The sequence below is a fragment of the Streptomyces sp. NPDC005263 genome, assembly GCF_042872365.1.
Lineage (GTDB): Bacteria > Actinomycetota > Actinomycetes > Streptomycetales > Streptomycetaceae > Streptomyces.
Map to the genome: position 1 here is coordinate 81817 of NZ_JBIAKJ010000009.1, position 21229 is coordinate 103045.

The 21229-nt window shown below is 69.1% G+C and carries 18 protein-coding genes; 12 read left to right on the top strand and 6 right to left on the bottom strand.

All coding sequences use genetic code 11. The annotated features are described in order from the left end of the window. The first annotated feature begins 72 nt into the window (after positions 1 to 72). From ACFYRY_RS33285 to ACFYRY_RS33325, 9 genes are all read left to right on the top strand, one after another. Positions 73 to 1422, top strand: a complete 1350-nt coding sequence (locus ACFYRY_RS33285; RefSeq protein WP_389154144.1) for an ABC transporter substrate-binding protein — start codon at positions 73 to 75, stop codon at positions 1420 to 1422. A gap of 123 nt (positions 1423 to 1545) precedes the next feature. Beyond that, complete coding sequence (locus tag ACFYRY_RS33290) at positions 1546 to 2337, top strand: rhamnogalacturonan acetylesterase (protein ID WP_389154147.1); 792 nt, start codon at positions 1546 to 1548, stop codon at positions 2335 to 2337. Between the two features lie 30 nt (positions 2338 to 2367). After that, the gene (locus ACFYRY_RS33295; protein ID WP_389154150.1) at positions 2368 to 3681 is read left to right on the top strand and encodes a polysaccharide lyase family 1 protein; all 1314 of its coding nucleotides are present in this window, start codon (positions 2368 to 2370) and stop codon (positions 3679 to 3681) included. Between the two features lie 233 nt (positions 3682 to 3914). Continuing rightward, positions 3915 to 5039 (top strand): pectinesterase family protein, encoded by a 1125-nt coding sequence (locus ACFYRY_RS33300; RefSeq protein WP_389154153.1) that lies wholly within the window; start codon positions 3915 to 3917, stop codon positions 5037 to 5039. A 1-nt stretch (position 5040) separates the two neighbouring features. Next, positions 5041 to 6084 carry a pectinesterase family protein gene (locus ACFYRY_RS33305; protein WP_389154155.1) on the top strand — a complete coding sequence of 348 codons (1044 nt, stop codon included), beginning with the start codon at positions 5041 to 5043 and terminating at the stop codon, positions 6082 to 6084. After that, complete coding sequence (locus ACFYRY_RS33310) at positions 6077 to 7351, top strand: polysaccharide lyase family 1 protein (RefSeq protein ID WP_389154158.1); 1275 nt, start codon at positions 6077 to 6079, stop codon at positions 7349 to 7351. The genes ACFYRY_RS33305 and ACFYRY_RS33310 overlap by 8 nt, the downstream gene beginning before the upstream one ends. Beyond that, positions 7344 to 8495 carry a dienelactone hydrolase family protein gene (locus ACFYRY_RS33315; protein WP_389154161.1) on the top strand — a complete coding sequence of 384 codons (1152 nt, stop codon included), beginning with the start codon at positions 7344 to 7346 and terminating at the stop codon, positions 8493 to 8495. The genes ACFYRY_RS33310 and ACFYRY_RS33315 overlap by 8 nt, the downstream gene beginning before the upstream one ends. A gap of 39 nt (positions 8496 to 8534) precedes the next feature. Next, positions 8535 to 9647, top strand: a complete 1113-nt coding sequence (locus ACFYRY_RS33320; protein WP_389154164.1) for a chondroitinase-B domain-containing protein — start codon at positions 8535 to 8537, stop codon at positions 9645 to 9647. A gap of 693 nt (positions 9648 to 10340) precedes the next feature. Then, positions 10341 to 11138 (top strand): HAD family acid phosphatase, encoded by a 798-nt coding sequence (locus ACFYRY_RS33325; protein ID WP_389154167.1) that lies wholly within the window; start codon positions 10341 to 10343, stop codon positions 11136 to 11138. Here the strand turns inward: ACFYRY_RS33325 and ACFYRY_RS33330 are convergent. Next, positions 11131 to 13353: a family 43 glycosylhydrolase gene (locus ACFYRY_RS33330; RefSeq protein WP_389154170.1), complete on the bottom strand. Its 2223-nt coding sequence runs from the start codon at positions 13351 to 13353 to the stop codon at positions 11131 to 11133. The two genes, ACFYRY_RS33325 and ACFYRY_RS33330, sit on opposite strands and share 8 nt — an antisense overlap. A gap of 233 nt (positions 13354 to 13586) precedes the next feature. On the opposite strand from ACFYRY_RS33330, the gene ACFYRY_RS33335 reads away from it, so the two are divergent. Next, positions 13587 to 14741 carry a right-handed parallel beta-helix repeat-containing protein gene (locus ACFYRY_RS33335; RefSeq protein WP_389154173.1) on the top strand — a complete coding sequence of 385 codons (1155 nt, stop codon included), beginning with the start codon at positions 13587 to 13589 and terminating at the stop codon, positions 14739 to 14741. A 40-nt stretch (positions 14742 to 14781) separates the two neighbouring features. Here the strand turns inward: ACFYRY_RS33335 and ACFYRY_RS33340 are convergent, their stop codons facing one another. Together ACFYRY_RS33340 and ACFYRY_RS33345 are read right to left on the bottom strand one after the other, a co-directional pair. Beyond that, positions 14782 to 15648, bottom strand: a complete 867-nt coding sequence (locus ACFYRY_RS33340; protein ID WP_389154176.1) for a hypothetical protein — start codon at positions 15646 to 15648, stop codon at positions 14782 to 14784. Beyond that, the gene (locus ACFYRY_RS33345) at positions 15645 to 16211 is read right to left on the bottom strand and encodes a SigE family RNA polymerase sigma factor (protein ID WP_356776800.1); all 567 of its coding nucleotides are present in this window, start codon (positions 16209 to 16211) and stop codon (positions 15645 to 15647) included. Before ACFYRY_RS33345 ends, ACFYRY_RS33340 begins: the two co-directional genes overlap by 4 nt. A gap of 271 nt (positions 16212 to 16482) precedes the next feature. Between ACFYRY_RS33345 and ACFYRY_RS33350 the strand changes: the two genes are divergently transcribed. Then, positions 16483 to 17934: an NCS2 family permease gene (locus ACFYRY_RS33350; protein WP_389154179.1), complete on the top strand. Its 1452-nt coding sequence runs from the start codon at positions 16483 to 16485 to the stop codon at positions 17932 to 17934. Between the two features lie 43 nt (positions 17935 to 17977). On the opposite strand, the gene ACFYRY_RS33355 is transcribed toward ACFYRY_RS33350, so the two are convergent. Then, positions 17978 to 18127 carry a hypothetical protein gene (locus tag ACFYRY_RS33355; RefSeq protein WP_389154182.1) on the bottom strand — a complete coding sequence of 50 codons (150 nt, stop codon included), beginning with the start codon at positions 18125 to 18127 and terminating at the stop codon, positions 17978 to 17980. A 37-nt stretch (positions 18128 to 18164) separates the two neighbouring features. Between ACFYRY_RS33355 and ACFYRY_RS33360 the strand changes: the two genes are divergently transcribed. Next, positions 18165 to 19097, top strand: a complete 933-nt coding sequence (locus tag ACFYRY_RS33360) for a formylglycine-generating enzyme family protein (protein ID WP_389154185.1) — start codon at positions 18165 to 18167, stop codon at positions 19095 to 19097. Positions 19098 to 19195: 98 nt separating this feature from the next. On the opposite strand, the gene ACFYRY_RS33365 is transcribed toward ACFYRY_RS33360, so the two are convergent. Both ACFYRY_RS33365 and ACFYRY_RS33370 read right to left on the bottom strand, forming a co-directional pair. Further along, positions 19196 to 20644: a peptidoglycan D,D-transpeptidase FtsI family protein gene (locus ACFYRY_RS33365; protein ID WP_389154188.1), complete on the bottom strand. Its 1449-nt coding sequence runs from the start codon at positions 20642 to 20644 to the stop codon at positions 19196 to 19198. A gap of 113 nt (positions 20645 to 20757) precedes the next feature. Then, positions 20758 to 21228 carry a GNAT family N-acetyltransferase gene (locus tag ACFYRY_RS33370; RefSeq protein WP_389154191.1) on the bottom strand — a complete coding sequence of 157 codons (471 nt, stop codon included), beginning with the start codon at positions 21226 to 21228 and terminating at the stop codon, positions 20758 to 20760. Position 21229 lies beyond the last annotated feature (1 nt).

The window sequence follows — 21229 nt, forward strand, 5'->3', positions numbered from 1 at the left end:
GCCTTCCAGGACCGGACACCGGACCCACACACCTTCATATCTCCGCTGGATCCAGAAGAAGAGAGCCGACCAATGAAGAGCAGCATCCGCAGAAGCAGGCGCGTCGCCACAGCCGTCGCCCTGGGTTCCGTCCTCGCGCTGACCGCCACCGCCTGCGGTGACGACGGCAGCGGCTCGGGCGGCGACAAGGGCGCCGAGGGCAGCGGCAAGGGCAAGATCGTCTTCTGGGACAACAACGGCGGTGTCCGCACCGACATCTGGAAGGAGGTCATCGCCGACTTCGAGAAGGCGAACCCCAGCATCGACGTCGAGTACGTCGGGATCCCCTCCACCGAGTACCAGTCGAAGGTCGACACCGCCATCCAGGGCGGCGGTCTGCCGGACGTCGGCGGTGTCGGCGCGGCGATGATCGCGTCCTTCTCCGCGCAGAACGCGCTGGACCCGCTGGACGGCCGGCTCTCCAAGTCGTCCTTGAACGGCAAGATCAACGAGAACATGATCAAGTCGCTGAAGGCCGCCGGCGGCAGGGACGACACGCTCTACTCGATCCCCACCTCCGCCAACAACGGCGTCCTCTACTACCGCACCGACCTGTTCAAGAGCGCGGGCCTCAAAGCGCCGACGACCTGGGACGACTTCTACGCGGCCGCGGACAAGCTCACCAAGGCGAGCAAGAACGAGTTCGGATACACCATCCGAGGCGGCGCCGGTTCCATCGCCCAGGCACTGGACGCGATGTACGGGCAGTCCGGCATCACCTCGTTCTGGGACGCGAGCGGTGAGAAGACCACCGTCAACGACCCGAAGAACATCGCGGGGCTGGAGAAGTACGCGAAGCTCTACAAGAAGGTCACCCCGGCCGCCGACCTGAACAACGACTTCACCAAGATGGTCGCGCAGTGGGACTCCGGCACGATCGGGATGCTCAACCACAACCTGGGTTCCTACCAGGACCATGTGAAGGCGCTCGGCGTGGGCAAGTTCCGGGGCATTCCCCAGCCGACCGGGCCCGGTGGCAAGCGGGTCCAGGTGTCCAACCCGGTGGACGGGCTCGGACTGTTCAAGAGCTCCAAGAACAAGGAAGCCGCCTGGAAGTTCATCGAGTTCGCCAGCTCCCACGAGGAGAGCTCGAAGTTCAACGAGTCGGCCGGCCAGGTTCCCGCCAACCTGGACGCGGCGAAGGACGCGTGGATAGCCAAGGCCGAGCCGACCAAACTGGCCGCGGCCGCGCTGACCGACGGTTCCACGACGATCGTGCAGCTGCCGTACTACCTGCCGGACTGGAACACGATCTCCAAGTCGGACAACGAGCCGAATTTCCAGAAGGTGCTCCTCGGCAAGATGAGCGCGAAGGAATTCCTGGACACGCTGGCCGACCAGCTGAACACGGCTCAGGCCGAGTGGAACGAGCAGAAGGCCTGATTCCCTGGGCTCCGCCGTGGGACGGCCCGGCCCGTTGCAGGCTGCGGGCCGTCCCCGGCTGGGCGCGCAGTTCCCCGCGCCCCTTGAGTCAGGACACTCACCTCTGTCGAAAGGTGCACCCCCGTGTCCCTCACACGTAGACAAGTCGCTTCAGCGGCTCTTGCCGCTCTGCCGCTCGCCGCCGCGACCGGCACCGCCCACGCCGCGCAGCGCTCCCGCACGCTCTACATAGCCGGTGACTCCACCGCCGCACAGAAGTACGCCCCCGCCGCGCCCGAGACCGGGTGGGGCATGGCACTCCCGTTCTTCCTGCACGGCGACCGGCCCGTCGCCAACCACGCCGTGAACGGCCGGAGTTCGAAGAGCTTCATCGACGAGGGACGGCTCGACGTCATCCTCGGCGCGATCCGGCCCGGTGACGTCCTGGTCATCCAGTTCGCGCACAACGACGAGAAGGCGGACGACCCGACTCGTTACACCGAGCCCTGGACGACGTACCAGGACCATCTGCGCCAGTACGTCGACGGAGCCCGGGCCCGTGGCGCCCGGCCGGTGCTCGCCACGCCCGTCGAACGCAGAAAGTTCGACACGAGCGGCAACGCCGTGCCGACCCACGGCGACTATCCGGCGGCGATGCGCGCGCTCGCCCAGCGGGAGCAGGTCGCGCTGCTCGACATCCAGGCCCTGTCCCTCGCGCTGTGGCAGGAGCTGGGGGTCGAGGAGACGAAGACGTACTTCAACTGGACCGCGACCGAGCAGGACAACACGCACTTCAACCCGCCCGGCGCGATCGCCGTGGCCCGGTTGGTGGCCCGGGAACTGCTGCGTACCCGGGTACTGAGCACGCAGGACGTCCGCCGTCTGCACGACGAGATCCCGGCGTCCTGGATCACCTGGCCGCAGGCCGCCGCGTAACCACCCTCATCCGGAAGAGAGAGCCGCACAGTGAACACACAGAGATGGCATGGGCATGCCACACGCCTCGCTCTAGTCGGCTGCACCGCCCTCGCCCTGACGGCCACCGGTCCCGCCGCCCAGGCCCAGCCCCGTGACCCGGCCCGGGGAACGCTCGCCGCGAACGACGGCTGGGCCTCGTACGGGACCGGGACCACCGGCGGTGCCACCGCCGACGCCGACCACGTCTACACCGTGACCACCTGGGCCGAGTTCAAGGCCGCCCTGGCCGCCGGGGGCAGCGCACCGAAGATCATCAAGGTGCGGGGGACCATCGACGCGGTGTCGGAGGGCTGCGCCGCGCTCGCCGCGCCCGGCTACGACTTCGACGCCTACCTGGAGAAGTACGCGCCCGAGAAGTGGGGCCTGGACACCGACCTGAGCGCCGAGCCCGCCGACAGCCCCGAGGGCCTGCGCAGGGTCTCCGCCGCCAACCAGGACCAGACCATCAAGGCGAACGTCCCGGCCAACACCACGATCATCGGGGTGGGGAAGAACGCCGGCTTCAAGGGCGCCAGCCTCCAGATCAGGGCCGTGGACAACGTCATCGTCCGCAACCTCACCTTCGAGAGCCCCATCGACTGCTTCCCGCAGTGGGACCCGACGGACGGCTCCACCGGCAACTGGAACTCCGAGTACGACACCACCGTCGTCTACGGCTCCACCCATGTGTGGCTGGACCACAACACGTTCACCGACGGCACCCACCCCGACAGCGCGGCGCCCACCTACTTCGGGATGCTCTACCAGCAGCACGACGGTGAACTGGACATCGTCCGCGGCGCCGACTACGTCACCGCCTCCTGGAACGTCTTCACCGAGCACGACAAGACGATCCTGATCGGCAACAGCGACAGCGAGTCCACCGCGGCGGGCGACCGGGGCCACCTCAAGGTCACCTTCCACCACAACCTGTTCTCGAAGCTGGTCGAGCGCGCGCCCCGGGTCCGCTTCGGCCAGGTCGACTCGTACAACAACCACTTCGTGGCGGACTCCGGCTACGCCTACAGCTACGGCATCGGCAAGGAGTCCCAACTCGTCGCCGAGCACAACGCGTTCACGCTGCCCACCGGCGTCAGCGCGGCGAAGGTCCTCAAGCGGTGGAACGTGTCGCCGGTCACCGCCGCCGACAACTACGTCAACGGCAAGCCCGTCGACCTGATCGCCGTGCACAACGCGGAGCTCCCCGGCGAGGCCGTCCCGTCCGGCGCGGGCTGGAAGCCGACCCTGCGCACCAAGGTCGACCGGGCGGAGGCGGTGCCCCGGATCGTCAACTGCTCGGCCGGCGCCGGCCGACTGCGCTGACGCAGCCCCGCCCCGTCCCCTTCGGGCCGCACCCGCGTACGGCGCGAAGGGGACGGGGCGGGGGTGTCCGCCCGCAGCGGTTGTCGCGTCAACACCGCCCCGCACCCCAAGAAACCGATTCCGCGACGTTCCGAGGACGGACACCCCCGACCCGGCCCCGACCCACCCCCGAACCGCAGGCACCACGCGAGGAAACACCGAGTCACTCTGCCGCACATCCAAGGAGCCCCCGTATGCCCTCGCACCTTCCCCAACTCCCCTTGACCAGAAGGGGACTGCTGTTCGCGAGCGCCGGGGCCGGCGCCGCGCTCACCCTCGGACCGGCCCCCGCGCGGGCCGGCACGCGCCCCTTCGGCCGGTACGGGTCGCCCGCGGCCCGCCTCACCCCGGGGACCCTGTACGTCGACCCGCACGGCCGCGGCGACTTCACCTCCGTGCAGGCCGCCGTGACCGCCGCGACCGGTAGCGGCCGGACCTTGGTCCTCGCACCGGGCGTCTACCGGGAGACGGTCGCCGTCGACGCCACCCGGACGGAGGCGACCTGGATCGGCGCCTCCCAGGACCCCCGGGACGTGGTGATCGTGTACGACAACGCGGCCGGCACCCCCAAGCCGGGCGGCGGCACCTACGGCACCACCGGATCGGCCACCACGACCGTGCAGGCGGACGGCTTCACCGCCCGCTGGATCACCTTCGCCAACGACTGGCTGCGCGCCGATCACCCCGGCATCACCGGCACCCAGGCCGTCGCCATCAAGGTGCAGGGCGACCGCTCGGCCTTCCACCACTGCCGTTTCCTCGGCCACCAGGACACCCTGTACGCCGACTCCCTGTCCCTGTCCGTCTTCGCCCGCCAGTACTACGCCCACTGCTACGTCGAGGGCGATGTCGACTTCGTCTTCGGCCGGGCGACCGCCGTCTACGAGAACTGCCACTTCCGCACCCTGAACCGCACCGACCTGGCGGCCGCCCCCTACGGCTTCGTCTTCGCACCCTCGACAGCGGGCGCCAACCCGCGCGGCTACCTGGTCGTCCGCGGCCGGGTCAGCAGCGAGGCCCCGGACGCCCACTACAAGCTGGCCCGCCCGTGGGTGCCCAGTTCCGACACCACCGCCCGCCCCTCGCTCACCGTGCGGAACACCTGGCTGGGCCACGGCATCGACGCGACCGCGCCCTACGCCAACATGTCGGACAGCTTCCCGTGGCAGAGCCAGCGGTTCGCCGAGTACCGCAACACCGGCCCCGGCGCCGAGATCCCGGTCCCCGCGAACCGTCCCCAACTCACCACCCAACAGGCCCGGTCGGCGACCCGTACCGCCTACCTGGGCGACTGGCAGCCATGGAAGCGGGGATGCTGACATGCACCGGCGCACCCTCCTGACAGGACTGACCGCGGGCGTGCTCGCCACCGCTCCCGTCGCCTCCGCCTCCGCCTCCGCCTCTGCCTCCGTCTCCGGCCGCCGGGTCCTGCACGTGCGGCCCGGCGAGTCCGTGCAGGCGGCGGTCGACGCGGTGCCGGGGCCCGGCTGGACGATCGTCGTGCACCCGGGGACGTACCGCGAAGTCGTCACCGTCGCCCCCGACAAGGCGCGGCTGACCCTGCGCGGCGCCACCCGCGACCCGCGTGACGTCGTCATCGTCTACGACAACGCGAACGGCACCAAGAAGCCCGACGGCACCACCTACGGCACGGCCGGCTCCGCCACCTTCACCTCGGCGGCCCCCGGGCTGAGGGTCCGCGACCTCACCCTCGCCAACGACTGGCTGCGCGCCGACCACCCCGAGATCACCGGCACCCAGGCGGTGGCCGCGTACACCTACGGCGACCGCACCCACTTCGAGAACGTGCGCCTGCTCGCCCACCAGGACACCCTCTTCGTCGAGACGACCGCGCTGGACGTCTTCGACCGGCAGTACTTCCACCGCTGCCACATCGAGGGCGACGTCGACTTCGTCTTCGGGCGGGCGACCGCCGTCTTCGAGGACTGCCACTTCCACACGCTGCGACGGGACGTCGACTTCACCCCCAAGGGCATGGTCTTCGCCCCCTCCACGGCCCGCGCCAACCCGCACGGCATCCTGGTGCTCGGCTCCCGGATCACCTCCGGCGCCGAGGACGGAGCGTACAAACTGGCCCGGCCCTGGGTGCCGACGTACGAGACGACCGCCTGGCCGTCCCTCGTCGTACGCGACACCCGGATCGGTCCCGGGATCGACGCGGCGGCCCCGTACACCAACATGCGGGAGGCCTACCCCTGGCAGACCATGCGGTTTCGGGAGTACCGCAACACCGGCCCGGGAGCGGAGATCACCGTGCCGGAGAACCGGCCCCAACTCGGCCGCGGGGAAGCCCGGTCGCACACCAGGTCGGCCTACCTCGGTGACTGGCGGCCCCGTGCGTAGGGCCCTCGGCGCCCTGCTGGCCTGCGCGTTCCTGCTCCTTCCGACCGAGGCCTCCGCCTCCACCTCCGCCGCCCGCACCCCCGTCGGCTGGGCCGCCACGGGCACCGGCACCACCGGCGGGGCGGGCGGCACCACCTGGACGGTGCGCACCCGCGCCGAACTCAAGGAGGCACTGGCCAACGAAGGGGAACCCGGCGCACCCAAGGTGATCCGGGTCGTCGGCGCCGTCAACGGACATGAGGCGGACGACGGTTCGCTGCTCGGCGAGCAGGACTACGCGCCCGGGTACGACCTCGCGAAGTACATGTCCTGCTTCGGTGCGGACGGCAGCACCTGGTCCGACACCCGCCACGACTACTGCAGACAGCAGCGCACCCTGCGGCAGACCGGGTCGAACAAGGAGAAGGCGCAGATCCAGCTGACCGTGCCGAGCAACACCACACTCGTCGGTGTCGGCGGCGACGCGCGGCTCCTGGGGGTGTTCCTGACGGTCAAAACGGGCACGAACATCATCGTCCGCAACCTCCGTCTTGAGGCCCCCGTCGACCACTTCACCAGTTGGTCCCCGGACGACGGCACCCGAGGCAGCTGGAACGCCCGCTTCGACGCGATGACGGTGATCACCGGGAAGAACATCTGGGTCGACCACTGCACCTTCACCGACGGCCGCTTCCCGGACCGCGCGGCACCCCTCGGCTTCCACGGGGAGCACGTCCAACGGCACGACGGGCTGCTGGACATCGAGGACGGCTCCGACTTCGTCACCGTCTCCGACAGCCGCTTCACCGACCACGACAAGGCGCTCCTCATCGGCTCGGGGGACGGGCGCGGCGACCGGGACCGCGGGCACCTCAAGGTCACCTTCGCCCGCAACCTCTTCACCGACATCGTGCAGCGCGGGCCCCGGGTCCGCTTCGGACAGGTGCACGTCGTCAACAACGTCTACCGGGGGCGGGCCGCCGACACCTTCTACGCGCTCGGCGTCGGCGTGGAGTCGGCCATCTTCTCCGAGCGCAACGTCTTCACCTACCCGAAGGGCTCCCCGGCCCTCGCGGTCGCGGCCTACGGCGGTGAGCGCTTCCGGGACACCGGCTCCTGGCTCAACGGCCGCCCCGCCCGCCTGAACACCGTCGCCGGCGGACTCGGCTTGAGCAGGGACATCGGCTGGGATCCCGCCCACACCTACGCCTACCGGCCGTTCACGTCCCGGTCGGCGGTCGAGCACTACGTCCTGACCCACGCCGGAGCCGGGAGGCAGTATGAGTGAGTTCGGTCGCCGGACCTTCGTCGCGTCAGCCGCGGCGGCCGCGTTCCTCGCCGGCGCCCCGGGAAGCTCCGAAGCCGCCGACCTGGTGGCCGGAAACCTCCCCGACTTCCACCCGGCGTTGAAGGACGAGCTGACCTTTCCCCTCGCCTGGGGCACCTCACCGATCCGCGACTTCCGTGCCTGGCGGCGCGCCGCCCGTTCCACCGTCGAGGAGCACCTCCTCGTCGACCGGCAGCACGGGACGCCGTACGCGCCGGAGTTCACCCCGGGCCCCCCAGGCGACAGTTGCACGAGGGAGCTGGTCACGGTCTCCCTCACCCGCTTCGAACGCGTCCGCGGGACCCTGCTCACCCCGGACGGCCCCGGGCCCTTCCCCGCCGTTCTGCTCCTCCACGACCACGGGGCCAGGTTCGACATCGGCAAGGAGAAACTCGTCCGCCCCTGGTACGACGACACGCGCCTCGCCTCCGCGCAGGCGTGGGCGGACAGGTACTTCAGCGGACGCTTCGTCGGCGACGAACTGGCCAGGCGCGGATACGTGGTCCTCTGCCTGGACGCGCTCGGCTGGGGCGACCGCGGCCCGCTCGCCTACGACCAGCAGCAGGCCCTCGCCTCCAACTTCTACAACCTCGGCTCCTCCCTCGCCGGACTCATGGCCCGCGAGGACGCCCGCGCCGCGGCCTTCCTGGCCGGCCTCGCCCGCGTGGACGCCCGCAGGGTCGCGGCCGTCGGGTTCTCCATGGGCGCCTTCCGGGCCTGGCAGACGGCCGCGCTCAGCGACGACATCGCGGCCGCCGCCTCCGTCTGCTGGATGACCGGCCTGAAGGACATGATGGTGCCCGGCAACAACACGCTGCGCGGACAGTCGTCGTACTACATGCTGCACCCCGGGCTCGCCCGGCACCTCGACATCCCCGACGTGGCGAGCATCGCCGCCCCCAGGCCGATGCTCTTCCTCAACGGCGCCCAGGACACCCTCTTCACCGCCGACGGCATACGGGTGGCCCACGACAAACTCCGCGCCGTCTGGCGTTCCCGCCACGCCGAGGAGCGGTTGCGTCTGAAGACCTGGCCCGACCTCGGCCACGTCTTCGTCGACCGCATGCAGGACGAGGTCTTCAGTTGGCTCGACTCCGTCCTGTGAACCGTCCCCCCACCCGCACGAGAAAAGGACCCGCTCTCCATGTCTCGTCGTACCGTTTCCCTGGCCGTCGCCGCACTCGCGTTCGGCGCCGGCCTCGCCGTACTCCCCACCCAGGCCCAGGCCGCGACCGTGGTCGTCAGCAACTCGACCGACCTGTCCAACGCCATCAAGAACGCCACCGCGGGCACCGTCATCCAGGTCCGCGGCGGCACCTACTACCCGACGGCCACGCTCCAGTCGACGGCCAACGGCACCTCGTCCGCGCCCATCACGCTGACCGCGTACGGCTCGGAGACGGTGAAGATCGACGGCTCCTCGCTGCCCGACGGCGACTGGATCTTCAAGCTCACCGCGGACTACTGGAACGTCTCCGCCATCACCTTCCAGAACTCCCCGGACAGCGCGGTCGTCTGCCAGTCCTGCACAGGCACCAACTGGAACAACATCAAGACCATCAACGGCGGCGACTCCGGCTTCACCCTCACCGGCGACGGCACGGTCAACAACACCGTGAAGAACATCGACAGTTACGGCAACTACGACGCCGCGGGCCACGGTGAGAACGCCGACGGCGTCGCCGTGAAGTTCGGCTCCGGCACCGGCAACCTGATCACCGGGGCCCGCCTCTACAACAACTCCGACGACGGCCTGGACTTCTGGTCGTTCTCCTCACCGGTCACCGTGGAACACACCTGGGCCATGGGCAACGGCAGGAACCGCTGGTCCGACTCCGCCTTCGCGGGCGACGGCAACGGCTACAAGCTGGGCGGTGACGGCGAGGTCGTCGCCCACGTCATCAACAACTCGGCCGCCTGGGACAACGCGGGCAACGGCTTCACCGAGAACTCCAACAAGGGCGCCATCGTCATCAACCGCACCACCGCCTACGCCAACGCCAAATGGGGTTACTACTTCGCCACCGGCGCGGCCCGCCTCGGCAAGAACCTGGCCGTGAGCAACGGCGGCGGCTCGGTGAGCAAGGGCTCCTCGGTGGTCTCCTCCGGCAACAACTGGGACTCCGGCGTCGCCACGCCCGCCTTCAGGTCGACGGACGCGAGCAGCACGTACAACGCCCGCAGTTCGAGCGGCACGCTGCCCGCGACGACGTTCTTGACCACGGGCTCGACGACGATCGGGGCGACGATGAACTGAGGTGGGGTGGGCTCACAGTGATCACGGAGTGCCAGGTCGGTGTGCTCGCCACATCATCGTCGCCTGACCGAAGGGCCACTCCTCAGCCCGCGTCCCCCCACACGGCTTGCAGATCCTCACACCGGACGGTGATCGACGCGTCGGTGAGCGCGATCTCGTGCAGGCAACCGCCCTCCTCGTCGGAAGGATCTCGTCGAGGAGGACGGTGTCGACGCTCATCCAGTCGATGGAGTGTTCCTGGTCGATGGAGAAGTGCGTCACCCCCGAGTACCTGCAGCTCGGCCAGGTAGGCACTCGGGTCTACGTAGAACCCGCCATCGTCCCAGACGGCCGTGACGTACTTCATGTGCAACCTTCCGCGGCGAGAGGCGGTCGCCTCCAATTGTCTCCGGTGATGTCCTCGGTCCCCTTGGGCCCGATGCGACCGACCTTCCGCAGCTCGTAGACCACCCGCTCGCCCAGACCGTCCAGGGCCTCGATGGGCGTGGTCAGCGCCCTCCTCAGATCGATGGTGCCCTGTTGCCGACCCTAGGAGAGGCAGGTCAACGGATGGCCAACCCCGGTTCATGGGCGGGCAATACCCCCACCACGGGTTGCGTATCGATCGGATAACAGGGCTCGCGTCGAGCGTGTGATGCGCGTAGACAAAGCCCTGACCTGGGGAATCAATCACCCATCAGATCCGGAGATCCCATGCGGAAGTCCCTCAAAGCGGCCGCCGTCGGCGCCGCCTGTGTCGTCGCCGGTGGTGCCCTGTACGGCGCCGGCGCGGCCACCGCCGGTCAGTCCACGGCGAACTCCACCCACGAGCCCTACAACATCGGGCTGTTGGTCAAGGACATCGACACCTACTACGGCACCGCGGCCGACACGAACGGCGTCTACCAGGCGTCACCGGACAGCCCGTACGCCAAGGATCTCGCGCGGATCGACGCCGCCGCGAGAAAGTACCTCGACCAGGCGGCGCGCAAGGCCCACCACAGGGGCGAGAAGCCCGCGGTCGTCTTCGACATCGACGACACGCTGCTGCTCAGTCTCGACTACGAGAAGCGCTACAACTACACCTACAACTCGGCCACTTGGGCGGCCTATGTCAACAAGGCCGACCGCCCGGCGGTCTTCGGCAGCGCCGAGCTCGTGCGGTACGCCGAGAAGAAGGGCGTCGAGGTGTTCTACAACTCGGGCCTGAGCGAGGCGCAGCGCACGGCCGCCGTCGAGAACCTGAAGAAGATCGGCGCCGACAGCAACCTCGACGCCGATCACATGTTCCTGAAGAACACCGCCAACCCGCCGTCCTACCTGAGCGGTTGTGCCACTCCGGGCGCCTGGACCTGCACCACCGTGCAGTACAAGTCCGGCACCCGGAAGCACATAGAGAAGGACCTCGGGTACGAGGTCGTCGCCAACTTCGGCGACCAGTACTCCGATCTCGACGGCGGCTACGCCGACCGGACGTACAAGCTGCCGAACCCGACGTACTTCGTCAGCTGACCCGGCGTACCGGCTGCACCGACTCCAGCGTCGGCACCACCGGCTTGATCGTGCCGTCCGGCGCGAACTCCATGCGGTCGATGGTGGTTTCGCGGTGCATGCCGTCGCCGCCCGGCTTTCCGGGGCCGTTCAGGGCGAACCGGTGGTAGACGACATACCAGTCGTCGGTGCCGGGGACGTTCACCACGGAGTGGTGGCCGGTGCCGAGGATGCCGTACTCGGCCCGCTTGGACAGGATCGTCCCCCGCTTGGTCCACGGGCCGAGCGGGGACGGTCCGGTCGCGTAGGCGACGTGGTAGTTCTCGCTGCGGGTGTCGTCCTCGGACCACATGAAGTAGTACGTGCCCTTCCGCTTGATCACGAAGGATCCCTCACGGAAGTTGTCCGGCGTGATGTCCTGCACCTTCGCCGCGTCGTAGGACACCATGTCGTCGTTCAGCGGCACCACGTACCCGTGCCCGTTGCCCCAGTAGAGGTACGACTGGCCGTCGTCGTCGGTGAAGACCGCCGGGTCGATCATCTGGCCGCTCAGTGAACCGCCCTTCGCCACCAGGGGTTTGCCCAGGGCGTCCTTGAAGGGACCGGCGGGGGAGTCGGCCACCGCCACGCCGATCTGCTGCTCGGCGCAGAAGTAGAAGTAGTACTTTCCGTCGCGTTCGGCGATCGCCGGCGCCCACGCGTTCTTGTCCGCCCAGGCCACGTCGGGCCCGAGGTCCAGGATCACGCCGTGGTCCTTCCAGTGGACCAGGTCCTTCGAGGAGTACGCCTTGAACCGGGTCCCGCTCCAGCCCTGGAAGCCGTCCGTCGTCGGATAGATCCAGTACTCGCCGTTCAGGTAGTGCACGTCCGGGTCGGCGTTGAGGCCGGGCAGGGTCGGGCTGCCGGTGCGGACCGCCTCGACGGTCCAGGTGCGCTTCGTGCCGTCCGCGCCCGTCACGGTGTACGTCTGCGGTGTGCGGAAGTCCCGGCGGGTGCCGGACCTCGGGTTGACCGTCGCACCCTCGCCCACCCACAGTTTCGGAGCCAGGTGCCGCAGATCCGTGCCGGGTTCCATCGGCAGCACGGCCTTCGACGCGGCCTCCGTGACGATCGCGTATCCCTTCTGGCCCGTCACGGTCGCGTCCACGACCGACGTGGGGCTCGCCGGGTACGCGGCCAGCAGCCGGTCGTACTCCTGCTGCGTCACCGGGAGGACGGTGCCGTGCCGGGGGCTCGCGGGCAGCTGGTAGTTGGTGGACGGGGTCCACTTGCCCGAGTCGAGGTCGGTGGTCTCGAAGGGGACGTAGCCCCGGCCGCCGTACTCGTCGATGAAGAGGTACCACTTCTTCTCGGTGTTGGACTTGAAGACCGTCGGGCCCTCACCGCGGTCCATCGCACCGTTGCCGATGCAGTCCGCGACCAGGTCGTACCTGGTCGACGTCAGGCTGGTCGACTTCTCCCCGGTGATGAACTTGGCGCACGGCGAGCTGGAGGTCGGGTCCCGCTCGTCCTTGGTGTAGCGGTAGTAGGTGTCCTTGTCCTTCACGACCGTCGAGTCGATGACCGAGTAGCCCGGGTCGTCCCAGACCTTCGGCTCGCTGAAGGCACGGAAGTCCTTCGTGGTCGCGTAGAGCATCTTGTTGTACGTCGATCCCTTGTGGTCGGGATCGTCGTCGGCGTACAGCTTCGACGCCCAGAAGACGACGTACTCACCGAGGGAGTCGTCCCAGTAGGCCTCCGGTGCCCAGGTGTTGCCCGCGCTGTCGGGGGCGACCTTCACCAGGCGCTGGTCCGTCCAGTGGACCAGGTCCGTGGACTCCCACACCATGATCGACTTGCTGCCGTGCCGCTGGACGTCGTCCCAGCTGCCGCTGCTGTTCTGGTACATCCTGAGGTCGGTGGCGATCAGGAAGAACTTGTCGCCCTTGGGGGAGCGGATGACGAACGGGTCGCGCAGCCCCTTCTCCCCGATGGTGGACGTCAGGACCGGCTTGCCCGCGTTCAGTTCCCGCCAGTGCAGGGGGTCGTTGCCGCGGCTGAGGGCGTAGCGGATCTGCTCCCCGTCGGCGGTGCCCTCGCCGGTGAAGTAGGTGAACAGGTACCCGGCGTACTTGGGTTGCTTCACGGGCGATGCTCCTGAATAGGTGGCGCCGGGGGGTATCGCGAGGAGGGAGAGGAGAAGCGCCAGGAAGGGGACCAGGAAAGTGCGGGCGGTACGGCGTCTGGGGGGTCGCATGACACATCCTGTGGGACTGTGGGGGTTTCTGTTGAGTCAACGTGCCCTCGGAGTGTCATAGGAGTGCCACAGCGCGTCAATCGATGCGGGCGAGACCACAGCGATCGAAACTTTCGATCGTTTTCGTGGGGCGGCGGCAACCTTTCGGTCAGTGGCGGCGACCAGGTCCCAGAAACGGGCCGGGGCGGCCCCTCCGGCCCGTTTCGCCCCGCCCACCAGGAAAGGAACGCTTCGTGCGTCATGGCACCGGACGTCACCGCAGGACCCGGACCCTCCCGATCGCCGCGACCGTGGCCGTCGCCGCGGGGGCGGGCGGCGTCTACCTCGGCCTCTCGGGCGTCGGAGCGCAGGCCGCCACGACGACGGTCACCGTGTCCACCACCGCGCAGCTGGAGTCGGCGGTCAGGGACGCGGCCGCCGGTACCGTCATCCAGGTCCGCCAGGGCACGTACTTCCCGAAGGCCACCCTCGAGTCCACCGCCGACGGCACCGCCTCGGCCCGGATCACGCTGCGGGCGTACGGCACCGAGAAGGTGCGGATCGACGGGTCCATGCTGCCCGACGGCTCCTGGCTGGCCGGGATCCACGGCGACTACTGGACCGTCCAGAACCTCACCTTCCAGAACTCCCCGGCGCAGGGCTTCGTGGCCACGTCCTCCGTGGGCGGTGTCTTCAGGAACCTGGTCACCGCCGACAACGGCGACTCCGGCTTCACGCTGCGCGGCGACGGCACGACCGGCAACCTCGTGCAGAACCTGGACAGCCACGGCAACTACGACCCCGCGGGGCACGGGCAGAACGCCGACGGGATCGCCGTGAAGTTCGGCTCCGGCACCGGCAACCGGATCACCGGGGCACGGCTGTACGACAACTCCGACGACGGCCTCGACCTGTGGCAGTTCTCCTCGCCGGTCACCGTCGAGCACACCTGGGCCTTCGGCAACGGCCGCGACCGGTGGGGTGACACCGCGTTCGAGGGCAACGGGAACGGGTTCAAGCTGGGCGGCGGGGGCGTGACCGTCGCGCATGTCGTCAACCACAACGCGGCCTGGGACAACGCCTCGCACGGGTTCACCGACAACTCCAACCCGGGCGCGATCGTGCTCAACCGGAACACGGCCTACGCCAACGCCGAGGCGGGGTTCTCCTTCGCCACGGGCAAGGCCCGGCTCGCCCGGAACCTCGCGGTGAGCAACAAGGGCGGCCTGTCGGAGCTGACGTCGGCCACCGTCTCCGCGGCGAACAACTGGGACAGCGGCGTCAGCACCCCCGCCTTCAGGTCGACCGACGCGACGGCGGCGTACGGTGCCCGGGGCCGGAACGGGGCCCTGCCGCCCCTCACGTTTCTGACCACCGGGTCGACCACCATCGGTGCCGCCATGGACTGAGTTCGGTCCGCAGCAGTCCGAAACGCCCCCGCCACCTTTTTCAGGAGTCGCCCTCGTCGCCTTCGTGGGCGGCGAAGTCGCCGGTCACGGCACGGTGCCCGCCGCCCGCGGTGCCGGTGACCGAGTAGCCGTCGTCCTTCGCGTCCCGGCCGCCGCGGTCGTGGTCGTACTGGCCCGCGAACACCCACTCGCCCGGCCACACCGTACGACCCGGCTTGAGCACCCAGGTGTAGACGAGGAAGCCGTCCTGCTCGGCGACCGTCGCCGTGAAGTCGTCCTCGGGCGCGGAACGCCAGGCGCCGGCCGAGGTGACCCCGCCGGTCTGTCTGACCTTCAACCGGACGGTGAGCGCGGTGAGTTTCTCGCTCGTCTTCAGGGTGACGTTGCTCTGCGCCCAGAACTCGTTGCTGTGCGGGTCCACCGAACCGTCCGACCACAGCGGGCCGTCCTCGGGGCCCGAGCCCGAGCCGGCGGAGGCCGTCGCAGTCGACGGCGGCGCGGTCGCGGTGGAACTCGGCGCGTGCGTGGGTGACTTGCTCGGCGCGTCGGGCTCCCGTGTGGGACTCGGTGTCGGATCCGCCGGCGGGGCGGGCGCGCGGCTCGTCGCGTCCGGGGAGGGGGTGGGCGTCGGCGACACGTCGACCGCCTGAGGGGGAGCCTCGTCCTTGACCGCGGAGGCGACCGCGTAACCGCCGACGCCGAGCACGCACGCGACCGCGGCGGTGGCGCCGACCACCCGCACCCAGCCCGACACCGGCGGCCGGGTCACCCGGTGGTCCGCGCGGGCCTGTTCGGTCATCCCGCGCTCGACCCGGGCCAGGATGCGCGCGCGGTCGGGCTCGTGTGCCCCGGCCGCCTGGTGCAGCCGAGCGCGCAGCTCGTCGTGCACGTCCCGCCGCATCGTCATCGGTCCCTTCCTCCGGCGTCACCGGTGCGCACCATCGCCGCGCGCACCTGCCGCGGAGCTGCCGGTGTCCCGAGCAACCGCTGTAGTTCGGCCATTCCCTTGGAGGTCTGGCTCTTCACCGTACCGACCGAGACGCCCAGGGTGAGCGCGGTGTCCTTCTCCGAGAGGTCGAAGGCGTGCCGCAGCACCACGCAGGCGCGTTTGCGGAACGGGAGCCCCCGCAGCGCCTCCTGCACGTCGACCACGCCCGCCACGTCCGGGTTCTCGGTCTTCTCCTCGCGCTGCGACCAGAACAGCGCGACGCGTCGCCGCTCCCTGACGGCACTGCGGATGCGGGTGCGGGCCAGGTTGGCGACGACACCGCGCGCATAGGCCGCCGGGTGGTCGGCCGCGCGCACCCGGTCCCAGCGGTGCCACAACGCCAGCAGGGCGTCCGCCGCCAGGTCGTCGGCGGCGTCCGCCTCACCGGTCAGCAGATGTGCGAGACGGGACAGTTCGGCGTAGTGACGCTCGAAGAAGGCGTGGAACTCCACGGAGGCTGCGTCGTCGACGACTGTGCCCACGGGCGACCTCTCCTCACGGCGGCTCGGGCATCCGGCAGACGGATGACGGTGTGCGTGTCATGTGAATGACATGCGATCATCCGGCGTTCGGCCGGTTCGGGATCCGGAAGCGTAGCAGTGATCGTATACATGGCTCGTACGAGTCTTCGAACGCCGTTTGGCGGCGCGACCCTGATTCCGTAACACGGAGAAAACCCGAAACCGGTTCAACGAAGGAACAATCCAGCCAGCATCCGCGCACCGATCATTCAGGCATCAAGGAGCAACGACCATGTCCGTGACACAGCGGCCGGCCGACCGGCCGAGTGGCCCGCCACCAGGGGCGAACAGCGTCGACCGGTTCTTCAGAATCACCGAGCGGGAGTCCACCCTCGGCCGGGAGATACGCGGCGGCCTCGCCACCTTCTTCACGATGGCCTACATCCTTGTCCTGAATCCCATCATCCTCGGCAGCGCGAAGGACAAGTTCGGCCACCAGCTGGACGCCGTCCAACTGACCACCGCCACCGCCCTGGTGGCCGCGGTGATGACGATCATCATGGGCGTCGGCGGCAACCTCCCCCTCGCGCTCGCGGCCGGCCTCGGACTGAACGCGGTCGTCGCCTTCCAGATCGCCCCGCTGATGAGCTGGGACGACGCGATGGGCCTCATCGTCCTCGAAGGCCTGCTCATCTGCGTGTTGGTGGTGACCGGGCTGCGCGAGGCCGTGATGCGCGCCATCCCGCAGTCGCTGAAGCAGGCGATCAGCGTCGGCATCGGTCTGTTCATCGCCTTCATCGGCTTCGTCGACGCCGGGTTCGTCAGCCGGATCCCCGACGTGGCGGGCACCACCGTCCCGGTCCAGCTCGGCTCCACGGGCACCCTCACCGGGTGGCCGGTCCTGGTCTTCTGTCTCGGGGTGCTGCTGACCATCGGACTGCTCGCCCGCAAGGTCAAGGGCGCCATCCTCATCAGCATCGTGACCATGACGGTCGTCGCGATCGTCATCGACTCGGTCGCCGACATCAAGACCTGGGGCCTGACCACGCCGAAGATCCCGGACGACGTGGTCGCCTCGCCCGACTTCGGTCTCGTCGGCCACTTCAGTCTGTTCGGCGCCTTCGGTCAGACCAGCGCCATCACCGTCGTCCTGCTGGTCTTCACGCTGATCCTGTCCGACTTCTTCGACACCATGGGCACGGTGGTCGGCATCAGCGCCGAGGCCGGACTGCTGGACGATCAGGGCAGGGTGCCCAACCTCGGGCGGGTGCTGCTCATCGACGGCGCGGCGGCGGTCGCGGGCGGCGCGGCCTCGTCCTCCTCCGCCACCTCCTACATCGAGTCGGCGGCCGGTGTCGGCGAGGGCTCACGCACCGGCTTCTCCAACCTCGTCACCGGCGGCCTGTTCGCCCTGGCCCTGTTCCTGACCCCGCTGCTGACGATCGTCCCGCTCCAGGCGGCGGCCCCGGCCCTGGTCGCCGTCGGCTTCCTGATGATGACCCAGGTCAAGAACATCGACTGGGACCGGTACGAGATCGCCGTCCCGGCGTTCCTGACGATCGCAGTGATGCCGTTCACCTACTCCATCACCAACGGCATCGGTGCCGGTTTCCTCTCCTACGTCGTGCTCAAGACGGTCCTCGGCAAGGCGAAGGACGTCCACTGGCTGCTGTGGGGGACGGCCGCGCTGTTCCTGGTGTACTTCGCGATCGACCCGATCGAGCAGATCCTCGGCGCGAAGTGAGAGCGGGCCCCGGCAGCAGGGTGCCGGGGCTTCCGCCCGTTCCTCAGCGGCGCATCCACGCCCGGTAGCCCAGGAAGACGCCGTGTTTGTCGAGCCAGGCTCGCAGGTCGTAGCCGGAGGCGGGGCGGCGTGCCAGGACACCGAGGACGATCGCCTCGGTGTTGGTGAGAGGGATCGCGGCATCTATGTGCATGAAAATATGGGGGGCAAAGGAAAGCCAAGGTGATGTAATGCCCGGTTGCTGCATGCCCCACAGTTCCGGCCGCGCGACCCCAGAGGTGTCGGAAGTCCGTGCAGTCGGCCTTGACTATGGGCATGTGCGCATACCCGCAGGGGCCTTTCAGATGGGGGATCCGTTCGGCGAGGGGTACCCGGGTGATGGCGAGCAGCATCTGCACGAGGTGGAGGTCGATGCCTTCGCGATCTCACCGACGACGGTGACGAACGAGCGGTTCGCCCGGTTCGTCGTCGATACCGGCTACCGCACGACGGCCGAGGTCGAAGGGTCCTCCGCGGTGTTCCACAGCGCGCTGTATCCGGGCGCCGCCGATGCCGTGGCCGGACGGGCCCCGTCGGCCCCGTGGTGGCTCGATGTGCGAGGCGCGGACTGGGCGCATCCGACCGGTCCCGGCTCGTCCTGGCAGGACGTGCCGGACCACCCGGTGGTCCACGTCTCCTGGGACGACGCCATCGCGTTCTGCCGATGGGAAGGCACCCGGCTGCCGACCGAGGCGGAGTGGGAGTACGCCGCCCGCGGCGGCCTGCACGCCAAGCGGTATCCATGGGGTGACGAGTTGGAGCCGGACAGCACCCCGCGCCTGAACATCTTCCGTGGACGGTTCCCGATGGACAACACCGCGGCGGACGGTTACTCCACCACCGCCCCGGTCGACGCCTTCGAACCGAACGGCCTCGGACTGTTCAACATGACCGGCAATGTCTGGGAATGGTGCCTCGACTGGTTCGACCCAGGTGCGTACCTGCGCTCCCCACGCACGAACCCGGCCGGTCCTCCGCACGGACGTGAGAAGGTCACCCGAGGCGGCTCCTACCTCTGCCACATCTCCTACTGTTTCCGCTACCGGGTAGCCGCCCGCTCCAGGAACACCCCCGATTCCTCAACCGGCAACTGCGGGTTCCGTACCGTCCTCGTCAGCGACTGAGTGAACCTGGAGCCATCGGCCCGTGGGCCTGCCGGCCGCCGCTCACCGGCATCGACCAGAACCGTCGGTTTCCTGCGGCCTGATCCAAGCGACAGGCCCTAGTTCAGCGCCGCCTCCATCACGGCCTTGGCCACCGGTGCCGCCAGCCCGTTGCCGCTGACCTCCGAACGCGCCGCGTTCGACTGCTCCACGACCACCGCGACGGCGACCTCCTTGCCGTCGGCCTTGCCGTACGACGTGAACCAGGCGTACGGCGTCTGGCTGTTGTTCTCGCCGTGCTGGGCGGTGCCGGTCTTGCCGCCCACCGTCGCACCGGGGATCCGCGCGTTCGTACCGGTGCCCTCCTCGACGACCGTCCGCATCGCGGACTGCAGCTGCTCGGCGGTGGAGGAGCTGACGATCTCCTGGGTGTCCGCGTCGTCGTCGTAGTTCTCCAGGACGTCACCACCGCTGTTGGTGATCTGCGAAACCATATGCGGCGAGACCAGCTTGCCGTCGTTGGCAATGGCCGCCGACACCATGGCCATCTGCAGCGGCGTCGCCGTCACATCGAACTGGCCGATGCCCGACAGGGCCGTCTGCGCCTGGTCCATGTCCTTCGGGTACACGCTCTCGTACGCGCGCACCGGCACGTCCTGCGTCGGATCGTCGAAGCCGAACTTGTCCGCCGTCGCCCGGACCTTGTCCTCACCGAGGTCGACGGCCATCTTCGCGAAGACGTTGTTGCAGGAGTACTCCAGGGCCACCCGGATCGTGGCGTTCTCACAGGGCGCCGAGGGGTTCTCGTTCGCCAGGACGCTGTTCGACTGCGGCAGCTTGTACGGGTTCGGGCTGTCCGTCTTCTCGTCCACCGACGAGTACAGACCGTCCTCCAGCGCGGTCGCCGCCACGACCAGCTTGAACGTCGAGCCCGGCGGCAGCGGCTGGCGCAGCGCCCGGTTGGTCAGCGGCTTGTCGGGGTCCTCGGTCAGCTTCGACCAGGCCGTACCGGCGCTGTTGGCGTCGGTGAGCGAGGTGGGGTCGTACGACGGCGTCGACACGACCGCGAGGATCCGGCCCGTGCTCGGGTCGATCGCGACGGCCGCGCCCTTCTTGTCGCCGAGCGTGTCGTACGCCGCCTTCTGCACCTTCGGGTCGATCGTCGTCACCACATTGCCGGGCTCGGCCCGCTCGTTGGTGACGGTGTCCATGACCGTCTTCAGCCGGTTGTCCGTCCCGTTGAGGAGGTCCTGGTAGACGCCCTCCAGCTGGGTCGGCGCGTACGCCTGCGAGGCGTAGCCCGTCACCGCCGCGTACAGCGGGCCGTTGGCGTAGGTGCGCTTGTACTTGAGGTCGCTGCCCTTCGTCTGCGCGGAACCGGTGATCGACTTGCCGGCCACGATGATGTTCCCCAGCGGGTCCGCGTACGTCTCGATCGCGTTGCGCCGGTTGTCCTTGTCGTCCGCGAGCGCCCGGCCGTCGTAGAACTGCACCCAGGTCGCCCGGACCAGCAGGGCGAGCACCAGGAGCAGCGTGAAGGCGGAGGCGCGCCTGATCGTCTTGTTCATGCCGCTCTGAAAGACGAGCGGGGGCGATCGGATCGTTCCCTTCGGCCGGATTTCTCATCGGACGTTCATGTACACATGGGGTGTTCACGCACGCCGACGCGCGGCGGTGGCCGTCACCCCCGCAGGATCAGCACGGCCTCGTCGATCTCCTCGCGGCGCGCGTTGGCGAAACCCCGCTCCCGCGCCGCCACCTCGAAGCCGCACTTCTCCAGGACCCGCAGGGAACCCTCGTTGTCGGCGGCCGCGCGGGCGTACAGCGGGCGTTCCGGCACCTCGGCCACCAGCGCCCGCAGAGCCGTGGTGGCCACGCCCCGCCCCCAGTACGCGCGGTCCACCCAGTACGTCACCTCGCGCTCACCCGGTTCCCCGTACACCGCCGCGCTGCCGATCACGTCACCGTCGGCCAGGACCGTCCGGGCGACGGCGTCCGAGGCGCGGATCTGCTTCCAGAGGGCGTCGAAGGCGTCCCGGTCGGCGGGGTCCTTGGGGGTGAAGGCCGCCATACGGACCGCCTCCGGGTCGTTCATCTGCCGGAAGAAGACCGGCAGGTCGCTCTCGTGGACCTCGCGGAGCGTGATCTCCATC